The organism is Sphaerisporangium aureirubrum (assembly GCF_042658925.1).
Classification (GTDB): Bacteria; Actinomycetota; Actinomycetes; order Streptosporangiales; family Streptosporangiaceae; genus Sphaerisporangium; species Sphaerisporangium aureirubrum.
Window position 1 is genome coordinate 76887 of the sequence record NZ_JBHSRF010000012.1, and the last position, 15659, is coordinate 92545.

At 69.6% G+C, this 15659-nt stretch carries 12 protein-coding genes; 6 read left to right on the forward strand and 6 right to left on the reverse strand.

Annotated features, from left to right (window positions below; all coding sequences use genetic code 11):
* Positions 1-97: 97 nt before the first annotated feature.
* The 3 genes from ACFP1K_RS11850 to ACFP1K_RS11860 all read left to right on the forward strand — a co-directional run bounded on the left by ACFP1K_RS11850 (position 98) and on the right by ACFP1K_RS11860 (position 5507).
* The gene (locus ACFP1K_RS11850; RefSeq protein WP_380750644.1) at positions 98-535 is read left to right on the forward strand and encodes an ATP-binding protein; all 438 of its coding nucleotides are present in this window, start codon (positions 98-100) and stop codon (positions 533-535) included.
* Between the two features lie 108 nt (positions 536-643).
* Positions 644-4543, forward strand: coding sequence for an ATP-dependent RNA helicase HrpA (hrpA, locus tag ACFP1K_RS11855; protein ID WP_380750647.1), 3900 nt, complete (start codon positions 644-646; stop codon positions 4541-4543).
* A gap of 307 nt (positions 4544-4850) precedes the next feature.
* Entirely contained in the window at positions 4851-5507 is a 657-nt protein-coding gene (locus tag ACFP1K_RS11860) for an HAD family hydrolase (protein ID WP_380750650.1), read from the forward strand.
* Positions 5508-5697: 190 nt separating this feature from the next.
* On the opposite strand, the gene ACFP1K_RS11865 is transcribed toward ACFP1K_RS11860, so the two are convergent.
* Entirely contained in the window at positions 5698-6099 is a 402-nt protein-coding gene (locus ACFP1K_RS11865; RefSeq protein WP_380750653.1) for an ATP-binding protein, read from the reverse strand.
* A 605-nt stretch (positions 6100-6704) separates the two neighbouring features.
* Here ACFP1K_RS11865 and ACFP1K_RS11870 point away from each other — a divergent pair.
* From ACFP1K_RS11870 to ACFP1K_RS11880, 3 genes are all read left to right on the forward strand, one after another.
* Complete coding sequence (locus tag ACFP1K_RS11870) at positions 6705-7595, forward strand: helix-turn-helix domain-containing protein (RefSeq protein WP_380750656.1); 891 nt, start codon at positions 6705-6707, stop codon at positions 7593-7595.
* The gene (locus ACFP1K_RS11875; protein WP_380750659.1) at positions 7526-7747 is read left to right on the forward strand and encodes a DUF397 domain-containing protein; all 222 of its coding nucleotides are present in this window, start codon (positions 7526-7528) and stop codon (positions 7745-7747) included. The genes ACFP1K_RS11870 and ACFP1K_RS11875 overlap by 70 nt, the downstream gene beginning before the upstream one ends.
* A 250-nt stretch (positions 7748-7997) precedes the next feature.
* Positions 7998-8696: an alpha/beta fold hydrolase gene (locus ACFP1K_RS11880; RefSeq protein WP_380750831.1), complete on the forward strand. Its 699-nt coding sequence runs from the start codon at positions 7998-8000 to the stop codon at positions 8694-8696.
* Positions 8697-8778: 82 nt separating this feature from the next.
* On the opposite strand, the gene ACFP1K_RS11885 is transcribed toward ACFP1K_RS11880, so the two are convergent.
* The 5 genes from ACFP1K_RS11885 to ACFP1K_RS11905 form a co-directional block, all read right to left on the reverse strand.
* Positions 8779-9903, reverse strand: coding sequence for a methyltransferase domain-containing protein (locus ACFP1K_RS11885; RefSeq protein ID WP_380750662.1), 1125 nt, complete (start codon positions 9901-9903; stop codon positions 8779-8781).
* A 172-nt stretch (positions 9904-10075) separates the two neighbouring features.
* On the reverse strand, positions 10076-11086 hold the full coding sequence (locus ACFP1K_RS11890) for a glycoside hydrolase family 11 protein (RefSeq protein ID WP_380750665.1): 1011 nt from the start codon (positions 11084-11086) through the stop codon (positions 10076-10078).
* Positions 11087-11483: 397 nt separating this feature from the next.
* Positions 11484-13538 carry a sensor histidine kinase gene (locus tag ACFP1K_RS11895; RefSeq protein WP_380750668.1) on the reverse strand — a complete coding sequence of 685 codons (2055 nt, stop codon included), beginning with the start codon at positions 13536-13538 and terminating at the stop codon, positions 11484-11486.
* A 21-nt stretch (positions 13539-13559) separates the two neighbouring features.
* Positions 13560-14852 carry an amidohydrolase family protein gene (locus ACFP1K_RS11900; RefSeq protein ID WP_380750671.1) on the reverse strand — a complete coding sequence of 431 codons (1293 nt, stop codon included), beginning with the start codon at positions 14850-14852 and terminating at the stop codon, positions 13560-13562.
* On the reverse strand, positions 14840-15655 hold the full coding sequence (locus tag ACFP1K_RS11905) for an energy-coupling factor transporter transmembrane component T family protein (RefSeq protein WP_380750674.1): 816 nt from the start codon (positions 15653-15655) through the stop codon (positions 14840-14842). Before ACFP1K_RS11905 ends, ACFP1K_RS11900 begins: the two co-directional genes overlap by 13 nt.
* Between the last annotated feature and the right edge of the window lie 4 nt (positions 15656-15659).

Genomic DNA, 15659 nt, shown 5'->3' on the forward strand with positions numbered 1-15659 from the left:
AGGTGCCAGGTCACTGGAGATCGTCCTTTCCCCTCGCTCCCGGTGTTTGCGCCTGGTGCTGAGGGCACCTAAGAGAGCGAGGGTGGAAGGAGGAGACGTGGAGGTGACCATCGCATTGCGTTTGCCGCGCGATGCCGCGAGCGTGTCCGTAACCAGGCAGATCCTGGCGGCGGAACTCGATGTGCTCGGGGTGGAGCGGCAGATACGCGAGGACATCCAGCTCATGCTCACGGAGGCGTGCACGAACGTCATAAGGCACGCGGGCGAGACCGACGAGTACACCGTGAGCGCCGAACTGATCGGGGACCGCTGCGTGATCACCGTGGTCGACACCGGCCATGGGTTCGACCCCGACAAGGTCGCCGCGGCCAACGGGGCGCTGCTCGCCGAGCACGGACGCGGGCTGCAGATCATGCGCGCGCTCGCGGACGACGTGCGCTTCATCAACCGCCCCAGGCACGGTGCGATCGTCTGCCTGGAAAAGGCCCTGCGCTTCACAAACGGCGCTGCCGGCCACATGCTCACCACCCGGTGAACCCGGCCGGAACCGGGTCCCCCCGGTAAACCGTTGGCGAAGCCCCCGTGCGAGTTGCTTATCCTTGCCGGGGGCGGTCGTCCGACGAAGGCGGCCGGGAAAGCGACCATGGGAACCTCTTCGACGACATCACCCCTCACCGGCCTGCGTGAACGCCTGCCCGCGCTGATGCTGCGCGACGAGCTCAGGCTGCGCCGCCGCATCGACGGCGCGCGCCGGGTGCGGGACGGCAAGGCGCTGCAGGCGATCGCCGACCAGGTCACGGCCGACATCGAGGCGGCCGAGTCCAGGGTGGCGGCCCGCCGGGCGCTGACGCCGCGCATCACGTACCCCCCGGCCCTGCCGGTGAGCCAGCGCAAGGACGAGATCCTTGAGGCGATCAGGGACCACCAGGTCGTGATCGTGGCGGGCGAGACGGGGTCCGGCAAGACCACGCAGATCCCCAAGATCTGCCTGGAGCTCGGCCGCGGCGTGCGCGGCCAGATCGGCCACACCCAGCCGCGCCGGATCGCGGCGCGCACGGTGGCCGAGCGGGTCGCCGAGGAGCTCGACACCCCGCTCGGCGAGGCGGTCGGGTACAAGGTCCGCTTCACCGACCAGTCCGGGGACGAGACCCTGGTCAAGCTGATGACCGACGGCATCCTGCTGGCCGAGATGCAGCGCGACCGCACCCTTTCGCGGTACGACACGCTGATCATCGACGAGGCCCACGAGCGCAGCCTCAACATCGACTTCATCCTCGGCTACCTGAAACAGCTGCTGCCGAAGCGTCCCGACCTCAAGGTGATCATCACCTCGGCGACCATCGACCCCGAGCGGTTCTCCCGGCACTTCGGCGACGCCCCCATCGTCGAGGTCTCCGGCCGCACCTACCCGGTCGAGGTGCGCTACCGCCCGATCAGCGAGGAGCAGGAGGACCAGGCGCAGGCCATCGTGGACGCGGTGGACGAGCTGTGCGCCGAGGGCCCCGGCGACATCCTGGTGTTCCTCAGCGGCGAGCGGGAGATCCGCGACACCGCCGAGGCGCTCAAGGGCCGCGACGACGAGGTGCTGCCGCTGTTCGCCCGGCTGTCGTCGGGGGAGCAGCACCGCGTGTTCCAGTCCCACCGGGGCCGCCGCATCGTGCTCGCCACCAACGTCGCCGAGACCTCGCTCACCGTCCCCGGCATCAAGTACGTCGTGGACGCCGGCTTCGCCCGGATCTCCCGCTACAGCCTCCGCCTGAAGGTGCAGCGCCTCCCCATCGAGGCGATCTCGCGGGCGTCGGCGGACCAGCGCAAGGGCCGCTGCGGCCGTACCTCCGACGGCATCTGCGTCCGGCTGTACTCCGAGGAGGACTTCCTCAGCCGGCCCGAGTTCACCGACCCGGAGATCCTGCGCACCAACCTCGCCTCGGTGATCCTGCGGATGACCTCGCTCGGCCTCGGCGACATCGGGGCCTTCCCGTTCGTCGAGCCGCCGGACCAGCGCCAGGTCAAGGACGGCGTGAACCTCCTGCGGGAACTCGGCGCCTTCGACGCCGAGCGCAAGATGACCCCGATGGGCGGCAAGCTGGCCCAGCTCCCCATCGACCCGCGGCTGGCCCGCATGGTCCTGGAGGCGGACACCAACGGCTGCGCCACCGAGGTGATGGTGATCGCGGCGGCGCTGTCCATCCAGGACCCCCGCGAGCGGCCCGCCGACAAGCAGGTCCAGGCCGACCAGAAGCACGCCAGGTTCGCCGACAAGGAATCGGACTTCCTCACCTACCTGAACCTCTGGGAGTACGTGCGCGAGCAGCAGCGCGAGCTGTCCTCCAGCCAGTTCCGCCGCATGTGCAAGGCCGACTTCCTCAACTACCTGCGGGTCCGCGAGTGGCAGGACCTCTACGGCCAGCTGCGCCAGGTCGTCCAGGGCATGGGCGTCACCCTCAACTCCGTGCGCCCCGACCCCCAGCGTGTGCACGTCTCGCTGCTGGCCGGCCTGCTGTCCCACATCGGCCTGATGGACGTCGACAAGTCCGACCGCAAGGACTCGGGGCCCCGCCGCCGCCCCGCCCGCGAGTACATCGGGGCCCGCGGCGCCAAGTTCGCGATCTTCCCGGGCTCGGCGCTGTTCCGCAAGCCGCCCCGGTGGGTCATGGCGGGCGAGCTCGTGGAGACGTCCCGGCTGTGGGCGCGGGTGGCCGCCAAGATCGAGCCGGAGTGGGTGGAGCCGCTGGCCGCCCACCTGGTCGTGCGCAGCTACAGCGAGCCGCACTGGGAGAAGAACCAGGGCGCGGTGATGGCGCTGGAGCGGATCACGCTGTACGGCGTGCCGATCGTGGTGGACCGCAAGGTCAACTACGGCGGGATCGACCCCGAGCTGTCCCGCGACCTGTTCATCCGGCACGCCCTGGTGCAGGGCGAGTGGGACACCCACCACCGCTTCCTCAAGGAGAACCGCAGGCTGCTGTCGGAGGTCGAGGAACTGGAGAACCGCGCCAGACGACGCGACATCCTCGTCGACGACGAGACGCTCTTCGAGTTCTACGACCGCCGGGTACCCGAGACCGTCGTGTCGGGCCGCCACTTCGACTCCTGGTGGAAGCGCGCGCGGGACGACCAGCCCGAGCTGCTGACGTTCTCCACCGAGATGCTCATCAACGAGGGCGCGGCGAGCGGCGACCTCCAGCAGTCCTACCCCGACACCTGGCGCCAGGGCGGGCAGCGCATGCGGCTCACCTACCAGTTCGAGCCCGGCGCGGACGCCGACGGCGTCACCGTGCACATCCCCCTGCAGGTGCTCAACCAGGTCGAGGGCGACGGCTTCGACTGGCAGATCCCGGGCCTGCGCCTGGAACTGGTCACCGAGCTGATCCGCTCACTGCCCAAGCCGGTGCGCCGCAACTTCGTGCCCGCCCCCGACTTCGCCCGCCGCGTGCTGGAGCGGGTCACGCCCGGCGCCGAGCCGCTCGCCGAGGCCGTCGGGCGGGAGCTGTTCAACCTGACCGGCGTACGGGTGCCGCCGGACGCCTGGGACCCCGCGCGGCTCCCCGACCACCTGCGCGTCACCTACCGCGTCGTCGACGAGCGCCGCCACACCGTGGCCGAGGACAAGGACCTCCCCGCACTGAAACAGCGCCTGGCCCCCAAGATGCGGGCCACGCTGGCACGGGTCGGCGAGCACCTCGAACGCACGGGCCTGCGCACCTGGACGTTCGGCGACCTGCCCAAGGTGTTCGAGCAGGGCCGGGTGAAGGCGTACCCCGCGCTGACCGACGAGGGCGCCTCCGTGGGCGTGCGCGTCTTCGAGACCGAGGCCGAGCAGCGAAGCGCCATGTGGGCGGGCACCCGCCGCCTGGTGCTCCTCAACGTCGCCTCCCCCGCCAAGGGCATCCTGCGCACCCTCACCACCCAGCAGAAGCTCGCGCTCAGCCACAGCCCCCACCGCGACGCCGCCGAGCTGTTCGAGGACTGCGTCACCTGCGCCGCCGACAAGCTCATCGCCGACGCCGGCGGCCCCGCCTGGACCCCCGCCGCCTTCCTGCGCCTGCACGACCACGTCCGCGCCGAGCTGTACGACACCACCGCCGCCGCCGTGGCCCGCGTGGAGGGCGCCCTGGCGATCTGGCAACGCGCCCGCGCCGCCCTGGCCGCCATGAAGGACCCCGCCGACACCCTCGACGAGATCGACGAGCACCTCGGCACCCTCGTCTACCCAGGCTTCGTCACCGGCACCGGCTACCGCCGCCTCCCCGACCTCCAGCGCTACCTCAGGGCAGTGGAACGCCGCCTGGAGAAACTCCCCGACGACCCCTACCGCGACCGCGGCCGCATGCTCCAGCTGGACGAACTGTGGCGCGCCTACGAGGAGGCCGTAGACCACCTCCCTCCGGCACGCCGCTCGGAAGAGGCGGTCACCGACCTCCGCTGGATGCTGGAAGAACTCCGCGTAAGCTACTTCGCCCAAACCCTCGGCACCCCCTACCCCGTCTCCGACAAACGCTTCCGCAAGGCCCTGGAACGCCTGACCGCACCGCCCCAGTAGCCCGCCCGCCACGTCCGGCCCGCCGCCTGAACTCGCGATCCTCGGGATGTGCGCGGCTGCCCCCTGAAATGGTGCCTTCGGCGCTGTCTTATTCAGGCGACCCTCGCCTCACATCCAGATGCCCGCCGCGCACAGGGGCGTCGCATCCTCGGCACCCATCCGGACCACTTTCTCGAAGCTGATCAGGGATCGCGCGAGACCTACGTGAATGGCTTCTCGGAGTGGCCGCAAGGTACGGCCCGGACCGGCTGACCACACCAGTTCAGTAAGGTTTGTGGCGGCTGTTCGCGCGAAGGGGGGACTCCGGGTGATCCGGGCGGTGGTGTTCGACGTCGGTGAGACGCTGATCGATGAGACGCGCATCTGGACGCGGTGGGCGGATCGGTTGGGAGTGTCGCGGTTCACGATGCTCGGCGTGCTCGGGGGGATGGCCGCGCTGGACCGTTCGCACCGGGAGGCCTTCGAGGTGGTGCGGCCCGGCCTCGACGTCGAGGCGGAGATCGAGGCCTGGCGCCGTGACGATCCCACCGGGCTGCGCGAGAACTTCGACGCCGACGACCTGTACCCCGACGCCCGCCCCGGCCTGGAGGCCCTGCGCGAGGCCGGCTACCAGGTCGTCATCGCCGGCAACCAGCCTCCCCAGGCATACGAGGCCCTCGCCGCCATGAATCTCCCCGTGGACTCCATCCACACCTCCGCGGCCTGGTCGGTGAGCAAGCCCCACCCCGGTTTCTTCGCCAAGGTCGCCGCCGCTGTCACCTGCGACCCCGCCGAGATCCTCTACGTAGGCGACCGCCTCGACAACGACATCCTCCCGGCCCACCACGCCGGCCTACGCACCGCCCTCATCCGCCGAGGCCCCTGGGGCCACCTCCACGCCACCCGCCCCAACGCCCACCACGCCGACCTGATCGTCAACACCATCCCCGAAATCACCACCACCCTGACAAAGACCCCCCTGTGAGGGCTCCCGTTCGAGGGATATGAACGCACCCACCCCCGAAACGGTGCCTTCGGCGCAGCCTTATTTCAGGCGACCCTCGCCTCATGGCTTTATGTCCGTCCCGCACGATAGATCCGCACCACGCCAAAGACCTGGTGCTGGGTTTCGTGAGGGAAGTGTGTGTTGCCGTACATCGAGTGGAAAAATAATCTCACGTCACCTCAAACCATACGGTTCGCCCGGAGTGGTCTGCTCTCCATCCCCATGCTGACGAGAGCTCTTGAACCAGCCGCAATCCACGGCCACTTTCGCTGAGCAGATCAGTCGACGGCGGGATCCGTGGAACGGACGCCGATGAGCCTTGGTCGGTCACATCGACATGTACGGTCCTTCCGTCGTCGAACACCCTGAGTCGTACGACTCCATCCGGCCTTCGGCCTGAGTCCGAATGCTGCACGGAATTCGTCAGCAGTTCGCCGATGAGTAGCTCGATGTGGTCTACGGTCGGTCGTCCCGCCGCGAGAAGTATCCCGCGTATGTACGCTCGCGCGATCGTGACGGAACCAGCCTCACCCGGAACCTCAACCGTGGCGAGTACTTGTGCGGTCTTCACTGCGCGGCCTCCCAGATCCGGTCGGCGGCGTCATCCGCGAGCACGCGCGCCCTCAGGTTCGCGCCTCGGCCCCAGGTGTAGAACCAGGTCCCCTTGTGACATACGGCCATGACCCTCAGCGCACCGGATCTCCGTGGAACCAGAAGAAGCGGTTCGGCAGTGATGGGTAGGTCGACGGCAGCACAGAGTCCGCGTGCGTTCAGGGCCCACGCCAATCGGACGAGATGGCCGTACTGCTGCTTTCTCAGCGTTCGAGGTATCTGTCGGTTGTCCACTGGTATGTCGCCCCATTGGCGAAAGCTGTGGACAGGATTCCGGCCCGTCATTGAAACTCCATTCGAATCCGTACTCGTATTGAGTGGTTTATATCCTTTTGCCATGCTTGTCGCGAGCAGACCAGAGGTCTGAGCCGGTCATGCATTCGTGATATCGCCCCGCTGGGTACGGGACTGATTGTTTAGAATGCCGGTGGTGAAGCCCTTTTCGGCATCAGTTCCTGAGTCCACGCAACGACAAGGCATGCTCTTGATCTGGACTGCTAGGGACTGGCTTAGGACTAGAAGGCGTGAGTTCGGGTCTCTGCTGCCTGTTGAATGGAGGAAAGTTTGAGCGACGAGGCCTATTGCGACCAAGAGTCGCCACGTTTGCGCTTCGGTGTTGAATTGCGCCGATTTCGAGAGGAGGCCGAACTCTCCCAGGCTGCGATCGCGGCGCGCCTGAAAGTCACACAGACCCATGTGTCCCGCTTGGAGATGGGGAAGCGAACCCCGCAGCTGAGTCAGGCGGAGACGCTTGATCGCGTTTTCGGGCTCGGCGAGCGCGGGTACTTCGTCAAACTCCGCGAGCGGATCACCGAGCGCGCGGCCGGGCCAGGCTGGTACATGCGGTGGGTGGAGGAGATCGAGCCGGAAGCCGTGGTCCTACGGAGCTGGGATCCGCTGCTCGTCCCCGGTCTGCTGCAGACCCCCGCGTACGCCAGATGCTTGTTCTCGGCCGCACCCGACGCGACCCCCGACGAGATCGAGAGCCGGGTTCAGGCTCGCATGCGGCGGAAGATGATCCTGGACCGGGAACGGCCCCCCGTTATCTGGATCACGATCGACGAGTGGGTGCTGCGTCGTCCGATAGGTGACGTGGCAGTGATGCGCGAGCAGTTGGATTACATACTGGAAGTGGTTCAACGCCACAACATGAACATTCAAGTCGTACCGGGCGACGCTCCGTGTCTGGCTGGTCTGTCATCGGGGTTCGTTCTTGCCCAGTTGCCGGACCGGAGAATGATCGTGTCTGTTGAGTCGGCAGGCCGAGGGGAGGTAAGTGCAGATCACGAGCTAGTAGCCCGGCTCTGGGGTTACTACGACAAAATACGATCCGAAGCCTGTTCTGCCCGAACCTCACTAAAGATGATCAAGGATGTGCGAAACCTGTGGAACGCGACGAGCGGTGCCTTGATCTGCCCGATTCCGAATGGCGCCGATCAAGCTGGTCGGGCGTAGAGGGTGGCAACTGCGTAGAGGTCACCTCGAAACCGACGGGCGTAGCCGGTGTGAGGGACAGCAAGAGCCCGGCGAGGCGGGCAGTGGCCGTTTCAGCTCACGGCTGGTCGTCCTTCCTGGAGTGGCTGAAGGCCGAGGGTGCCCGCCTTTGAGGTTCCTGGAGCCGGGTCCCGAGGGTGCATGAGCCGCCGGCGTTGATCAGGGCTGGACGAAGCGTGAGGTGACGGACAGACTTGCGCGATGCCGAGCGTGTACAAGAATCCCCGTGGTCAGCGTGCGGTGCGGCGGTGGTGTTCGGAGGCCCTGGGGCGGGTGGACTTTTCGGTCAGGTCTGTGAGTGTGGACACCAGTGTTGGGCGGGTGGAGTTGACCTCGGCCGGGAGTGGGCGGGTGCGGGTCGTCATGGTGCCGGGGACCGGTTCCAATGCGGCGGTGGCTTTGCCGTGGTTGGGGGCGTTGTCGGCTCGTTGGGCGACCACGGTGGTGGATCTGCCGGGGCAGCCTGGGCTCAGTGATCCGCGTCGGCCTCTACGGGGGCGGCTTGCCTGGTACGGACGGGTGCTGGACGAGGTTCTGGCGGTCATGGACGCGGACGGGGTTGTGCTGGTGGGCAACTCGCTGGGGGCGGCCGTGGCCCTGGCGGCGGGTTCGCCTCGGATCGCGGGGCGGGCGCTGGTCTCTCCCGCCGGGTTCATCCGTCTCAGTGTGGATCCGGCACTGGTGCTGGCCTCGGCCACTTGGCTGCTGCGTCCCACCGCCGACCACACCCGCCGCATGCTGCGGTTGTTCGTGGCTCCCGGCACGGACCCGCCCGACGTCGAGGTGGAATGGATGGCGCTGATGGCCGCCAGCTGCCACACCACCCTGGCCCCTCCACCGCTGCCCGCCGAGCTACTGTCCCTTCGCGCGGGGCGGCCGTGCGTGGTCGGGGTCGGAGAGCACGACCGTTTCCTCCCGCCTCACCGGCTGGTCCCGGCCGTGCGCCGGACGATGAACCTCGACACCCGGGTCTTCTCCGGCGCGGGCCACCTCACCACCCCGGCCCACCTCGGCGAGGTCGTGTCCCTGGTGGCCGAGGTCGTCGATCCACGCGCCGGCTGAACCCGTGGCCGCCTCGGCGCCGGCATCGCCCGCGTCTCCCGTCGATCCACGCGTCGGCTGAACGTCTGGCTGGGCCGGCCCGCTACGTCGCCGGTTCGATCTTCTTGAGGGGATTGCACGGACTGTCCAGCCATACGTGTTGGTCGTGCCGGGTGACGGTCAGCCCGAATCGGTTGCGGCCAGGGCTTCCCCATCCGACCCACTCGGAGAACGCGGTCTCCAGTTCGCCCCAGAGATCCCGCTCGCCGTACCGGCGGACCTCGCGTCCGCGGACCAGGGCCACCGAGGTCCGGTCCCACAACCGGACCGTCATCGACTCCCGGCCCGGCTCGGTCTCCGACCAGACCCCCGGCACCAGCGTGGCCATGGCCACGTCCGCGCCGTATCCCGCGCGCATCACGCGGCGCGGGTCGACCGCCGTCTCACGATGGCGCCACTGGTCCGGCTCCACCTGTGGTCTGGCCGGATGGCGCCGGCCGCGCACCGTCATGTACGAGGAGCCGCCACGGAACCGGCCGACGGCGGTTCCCTCGGAGGTGACGGTGAGAGCGAGGTCGTGTCCCGTCTCGAACGGTGGATTCCACGGCAGCACGATCAGACCTCCCGGCCGGGTCTGTTCCACCCAGGCGTAGGGAACCTCGTGAACGCCGCAGGTGACGTGCACGCGATCGTACGGGGCGCCTCCGGGGTGCCCGAGCAGGCCGTCACCCAGCACGAGCCGGGGATGGTGACCGGCGCGCTCGAGATTGCCGGCCGCCGTGGCGAGCACGCTCGCGTCGATCTCGACGCTCGTCACGTTCGCGGCCCCGACCCGGTGCGACAGCAGCGCCGCCGTCCACCCGGTTCCCGTGCCCACCTCCAGGACTCTGTCGCCGGGGTAGGGAGAGAGCAGGTCCAGGAGGCTCATCACCGCGCCGGGCGCGGACAACGAGGAGGAGAAGCACTCCCCGGTCTCCGCCTCCCGGATACCGGTCCGCCCGTCGTCGATCTGGGTCACGATCGGGTGGTCGGCGTAGGCCGCCTTGAGCCATCCCGCCCTGTCGGCGTCGTGGTCGATCACATGTCCCGGTTCGTCATAGGGCGTGGCCCACGCCACGAGCGGGACGAAGAGATGCCGTGGCGCGGCGAGCATCGCCGCCCGCCAGCCCACGTCCATCTCCACCCGCACGGCGAGCTCGTCGGCCAGGGCTTCGATCCGGGATTCCATAGATATCCCACCCTCGGTTACTTCTTGCCGTCCTCCTCGGCTCCCGCCGTCCCTTGCTTCCCTCCGCGGGCCAACTTCCCGTCTTCCGTGCCTTCGGGCGTGGCTTTCCCTCCAGATTCGAATGGCGCGGCGGCCAAGGGCCGCCGCGCCACGGGTGTTTCGAGGGCTTAGGTCAGCCGGCGCTGCAGGAGACCGATGGCCAGGTGTAGTTGCCGTTGTGCTTGATGGTCACGCCCCAGTTGTTGCCGCTGCCGTTGGGCCTCGCGGTCAGGACCTGTGCGCTGGGGTAGCTGGCGCTGACGTTCCAGGTGGACAGGACGCTGGCGGGGGAGGGGACGTTCATCGTGACGGTCCAGTTGCTGGAGCCGCTGACCGAGACGTTGAGGTTGTAGCGGTCGCTCCACGACTGGCCCGCGGACAGGGACGCGGTGCAGCCGCCGCCGCCACCGCCGCCGGGCGGGGGAGTGGTGGTCCCGCCGCCGCCGCCACCGCCGGAGCCGCCGATCGTGATGTTGGAGCTGCCGCTGCTCTGGTAACCCTCGGTGGCGAGGATCTGGTAGTAGTGGTTGCCCAGGCTCATCCCGTTACGGGCCCACGCGTCGAAGTGGTTGCCCGCGGTGATGGTGCCGCCGGTCTTCTTCTGCTGCCGGACGCTCCAGTACTGGTTGAACGTCTGGTTGCCGTCGATGGAGGGGGCGTTGTAGCGGGTCGTCTGGTAGATGTCGTAGGTGCCGCCGTCGCTGGTGACCGTGCCCTTGAAGGTGCCCGTGGGCCGGTAGGTGCCCCAGTTGTCGACGATGTAGTACTCCACCAGCGGGCTTCTGGTCCAGCCGTACAGCGTCAGGTACGCGTTGCCGGACGGGTTGAAGCTGCCCGAGTAGGTCACGGCCCTGCGGGTGCCGGGGTTCCAGCCCTTGCCGGCGACGAAGTTACCGGTGTTGCGCCACGAGGTGCTGTAGTTGCCGCCGGACCCCAGCTCCATGGAGACCGTGCCCTGGCTGTCGGTCCAGAACGAGAAGAAGTAGCCGTTGTTGGTGCCGGTCTGGTTGGTCGTCACGGCCGCGTTGGCCATGCTCGGCAGCATCGTGATGATCGCGACCGCCACTATGGCGCAGACACGGGCGGCGAACAGCAGGGGATGGCCGCGTCCGCGGCGCTTCCGGTGGGTGGGGACGTCGTTCATGTGCGTGCTTCCTCCTCGTGAGGCCGACCGGAGGCCAGGCAGCGTGATACGACACGGGACCGCCGGTGACCGGCGTCACGGCCACCGCGCGTCGGCGTCGTAGCAACGCGGGGGTGTGGCCGGTCGTCGGGCGGTCGACGACCGGAGAGGCAGGTCGCGGAAGGGACCTGAGTCGACAGTGGTTGGGGGGCTGTCGATTGGCGAAAGTATGGGTCGGCTTTCGGTGAGCTGTCAATAACTTTCGGAAATGTCGCCGAAACCTGATCTTGGCTAATGATCTCTCAAGTAAATCGATTTTGCCTGGTCAGAGCGTTAACTTAACCGATCAAGGCCGGAGCCTGCCTTGTCAGAGCCGCCAGTTAACTTTCAGATTTGGGGGCCAAAATCGCCGAAAGTTTCAGGGGTTTTTCGGATCATGCAACGCCGGGTCCGGGTGAGGGTTCCGGGCGAGGGGGTGGGCGGGATGAGGGTCGGGGGGGAGGTCCCCGTCCGGGAGGATGATCATGGAGGAGGGGAGGAGGACCACGGCGGTGGTGCCGCCGTAGGGGGAGCGGCGGAGGGTCACCTTGGCCTGGTGGCGGGCGGCCAGGCGGCTCACCACGAAGAGGCCCAGGCGGTCGCTGTCGGCGAGGTTGAACTCGGGAGGGTCGGCCAGGCGGCGGTTGATCTCCTCGCGGTCGTCCTCGGTGAGGCCGAGGCCGCGGTCCTCCACCTCCACGGCGAAGCCGCGGCCCACCAGCTCGCCCCGGATCTGGACGCGGGTGCTGGGAGGCGAGAACACGGTGGCGTTCTCGATGAGCTCGGCCAGGAGGTGGATGACGTCGGCGACGGCGGTCCCGGCGATGGCCGCGTCGGACATCGGCAGGACGGTGACGCGCGAGTACTCCTCGACCTCGGTGACGGCGCCGCGGACCACGTCGTGCACGGGGACGGGACGGCGCCAGGCGCGCCCGGCGGGGGCGCCGGACAGGATGATCAGGCCCTCGGCCTGGCGGCGCATGCGGGTGGTGAGGTGGTCGAGCCGGTACAGGTCGGCGAGCGAGTCGGGCGCGTTGGTCTTGCGCTGCATGGTGTCCAGCTGGGTGAGCTGCCGGTGCAGCAGGGACTGGTTGCGCCGCGCCAGGTTGCGGAACACGTGGCTGACGCCGTTGCGCAGGTCCGCCTGGCCGACGGCGGCCTCGATGGCGGTGCGCCGCACGGTGGTGAGCGCCTGGGCGACGTCCTGCGCCTCCAGCGTGGTTCCGGTGATGACGACGGGCGGCGCCTCGGACTCCACATCCACCGCCTCGCTGTCGCGCAGCTTGCGCACCACCCGCGGCAGCTGCACGTCGGCCAGCTCCAGGGCCGCGCTGCGCAGGTCGGCCAGCTCCTCCGCGAGGCCGCGCCCGAGCCGGGCGGACAGGATGAGGGCGGCGACGATCGCGACGAGGCCGAGCCCGCCCGCGGCCACGATCTCGGCGATCAGCCGCCAGGCGTTCGTGTCGGCCCGGGTGGTGAGCAGCGCCTCACGGTCGGCCGACAGCCGGTCCAGCCGCTGCCCGAGGGCGTCGGCCAGGGACTGCCACCCGTTCACCAAGGCGGGCAGGCCCTCGCTGGACAGCACCTGGTTCTCCATCGTGGTGAGCTGCCGATAGTCGGCCGAGTCCAGCAGCTGGTCGTACGGCCGCCGCAGCTCGGCGTCGAGGGCGCCGACGCCGCGGGCGAGCAGCAGCCGCCGCCCGGCCACCATCTCGGCGAGGGCCCGCCGCTCGTGGCCCGGCAGCGAGCCGCGCAGGATCGCCGCCGTGAGCAGCGCGTCCTCCTGGGACAGCAGCTCGCGGGAGCGCACCACGGTCTGCAGCCCCGAGGCCTGGCGGTACAGCGCCACCTCCGGCACGGTGACGAGCCGGTCGTACATGCCGTACAGGGTGTCCTGGACCCTGGTGTACTCCTGGATCACCCGCAGGCGGTCCAGCGCCCGCCCGTCCACGTCCTGCCTGATCGCGCCGAGGCCCTGCGCCTGGCGTTCCAGCTCGGTGACGTCCGCCAGCACCTCGGGGCCGATGGCCGACAGGCCCTCCAGCGAGGTGGCCCGCTGGTGGAACAGCGACACCGCCGCGTCGGTGCGCTTGCGCGCGGCCGACAGCCGCCCCCCGTCCGGCACGCCGCTGCTCACGTAGATGGACGACAGGCGCCGTTCCTGCTGGAGGGCTCCCGCGAGCTTCGCGGCGGGCGTGGCCACCTGGTCGAACTGCGTGACGGCCCGGCGCAGCTCGAAGTAGTCCCGGACGGTGTGCCCGGTGATGAACACCCACAACACCATGAGCGCCGCGATCGGCAGGCACAGCAGGGAGTAGAGCTTGAACCGGATGGTCCGCAGCCGCGCCGGGGACCCGGCCTGGCCGCCGGGCCGGTAGGAGGCGACCCGGCGTAACGCGGCGCCCGGATCAAAGACGGGGGAGCTGGCGCCCACGGCGCACCTCCGGGTGGGGGGTCACGGGATGTCCTGCGGGGAGAGGGTGGCCGGATGGACGCGCCCGGCCCGGCCGGTTCCGGTCACGGTCGCGACGCAGCGGCCGGCGCCGTCCTCGACCAGCGTGTCATAGGGGTTGCGGCCGCCGGATTCGACGGCGAAGACGGCGAAGTCGCACCGCGCGCCCGGCCCGAGCGTGCCGATCCTGCCGGGCCCGGTGCCGAGCCCGAGTGCGTGCGCGCCCCCGGCGGTCGCGGCCTCCACCAGCCGCCGCGACAGGTCGGGGTGCCGGTACCCCTGCTTGCGTGCCAGGTCGCGCAGCAGCCGCACGTCCTCCAGCAGGTCCAGCGACGGCGCGGAGGCCAGCGAGTCCGTGCCCACCGCGATCGGCCCGCCTTCCTCCAGCAGCGCGGCGATCGGCGGCCCCTCCAGGCCGAGCGCCTGGTTGGACCGCGGGCACAGCGCCACGCTCACGTGGCGCTCGCGCAGCAGGGCGCGCTCGCCGGCGTCGAGGTGCACGCCGTGCGCGACGTGGCATTCGGGGCCGAGCAGGCCGAGCGAGTCGAGGAAGGCGACCGGGCCGTGGCCTGTGCCGCCGGCGCGCAGGATCTGGAAGTCGAAGCCGAGGTCGCGCACCAGCCGGGCGATCGGCCCGGTGCCCGACACGGTGTACTCCCGCTCGTGCACCGACTCCAGCAGGTGGATGTGCTGGCGCAGCCCGAACGCGCGGGCCAGCACGGCGAGGTCGGCCAGCACCCCGGTGTCCAGGGTGTAGGGGGCGTGCGGCGAGATGCCGACGGCGCCGGACTCGCGGACCCGGGTGGTCAGGCGGTCCCGCCCGGTCGCCGCCCAGGTGGCGTCGGTGTCGCCGAGCACCTCAAGGTAGGAGACGCCGCCGAGGCCGGTCTCGGCGAGGATCGGCAGCACCTCCACGTCGGTCACCACGTCCGCGACGGCCGTGGTGCCGTGCCGCAGCGCCAGGTACGCCCCCTCGCGGGCGCTGGCGGCCCAGTCGGTGTCGGCGCTGGCGAAGTACACCGCGTCGAAGGCGCTGGACCAGTCCTCGAAGGTGTCGTGGGACTGCCGCCCCACCTCGGCCATCCGGGTGAACTGCAGATGGGTGTGCGCGTTGATCAGGCCGGCCACCATCATGCCCGGCCAGCGCATCTCCTCGGCGTCGGGATGGGTGGCGCGGATCTCCCTGCGCGGCCCGGCCGCCAGCACCCTGCCGTGGTGCGCGGCCACCGCTCCGTCGCGGATCGGCGGGCGGGAGACGGGGACGATCAGCGGTGCCGAGTGGATCACGGCACCCATACGTGCTCCGTCAGGCCGAGAACACGGGCGACGATCATGATCGCGGCCAGCGCGGCGAAGCCGCCGAGCACCAGGCGGTCGGTGCGGTCGAACGCCAGCTCCCGCATCCAGGTGCGGTGCCTGCCGCCGAAGCCGCGCAGGTCCATCGCGTTGGTGGTGTCCTCCGCGTCGACCAGCGCGTTGACCGTCAGCGGGATGACCACCGGTTTCAGGGTGAGCAGCCGTTTCACCGGGTTGCGGCTGCGGCTGTGCTCGTATCCGCGGATGCGCTGCGCGTCGACGGTCTCCTGCAGGCTCGCCCAGGTGGACGGCAGGAACCGGAACGTGAGGTCCACGCCGTAGGCCAGCCGCTGCGACAGCCCGAGCCGGGCGAACGCCACGCCGAGGTCGGTGGGCGCGATGTTGAACGCCACAGGGAAGCCCACCATGGCGAGCGACACGTACCGCACCAGCAGCGTGGCGGCGTAGGACAGCGTGGCCCAGGTGATAACCGTACCGGTCAGGGGCACGGTGAACAGCTCGGCGCCGGCGGTCCGGGTGTCCGCCCCGGTCAGGATGCTGTTGGCCACCACGAGGAGCGTGCTGAAGGTCAGCATGAAGGCCCAGTTGGCGCGTACCCCGCGCCACGGGATGCCCGCGGCGCGGTAGTACACCAGGGCGACGACCGTGCACGCCAGCACGGCGCGCAGGTCGTCGATCCCGGCCACGGCCACGAGGTAGAGCGCGGGCACCACCAGCAGCACGCGGGGGTCGCGGCGGCTGAGGAAGGAGCCCGCGCCGAGATACCGGGGCGTGACATCCACCCGG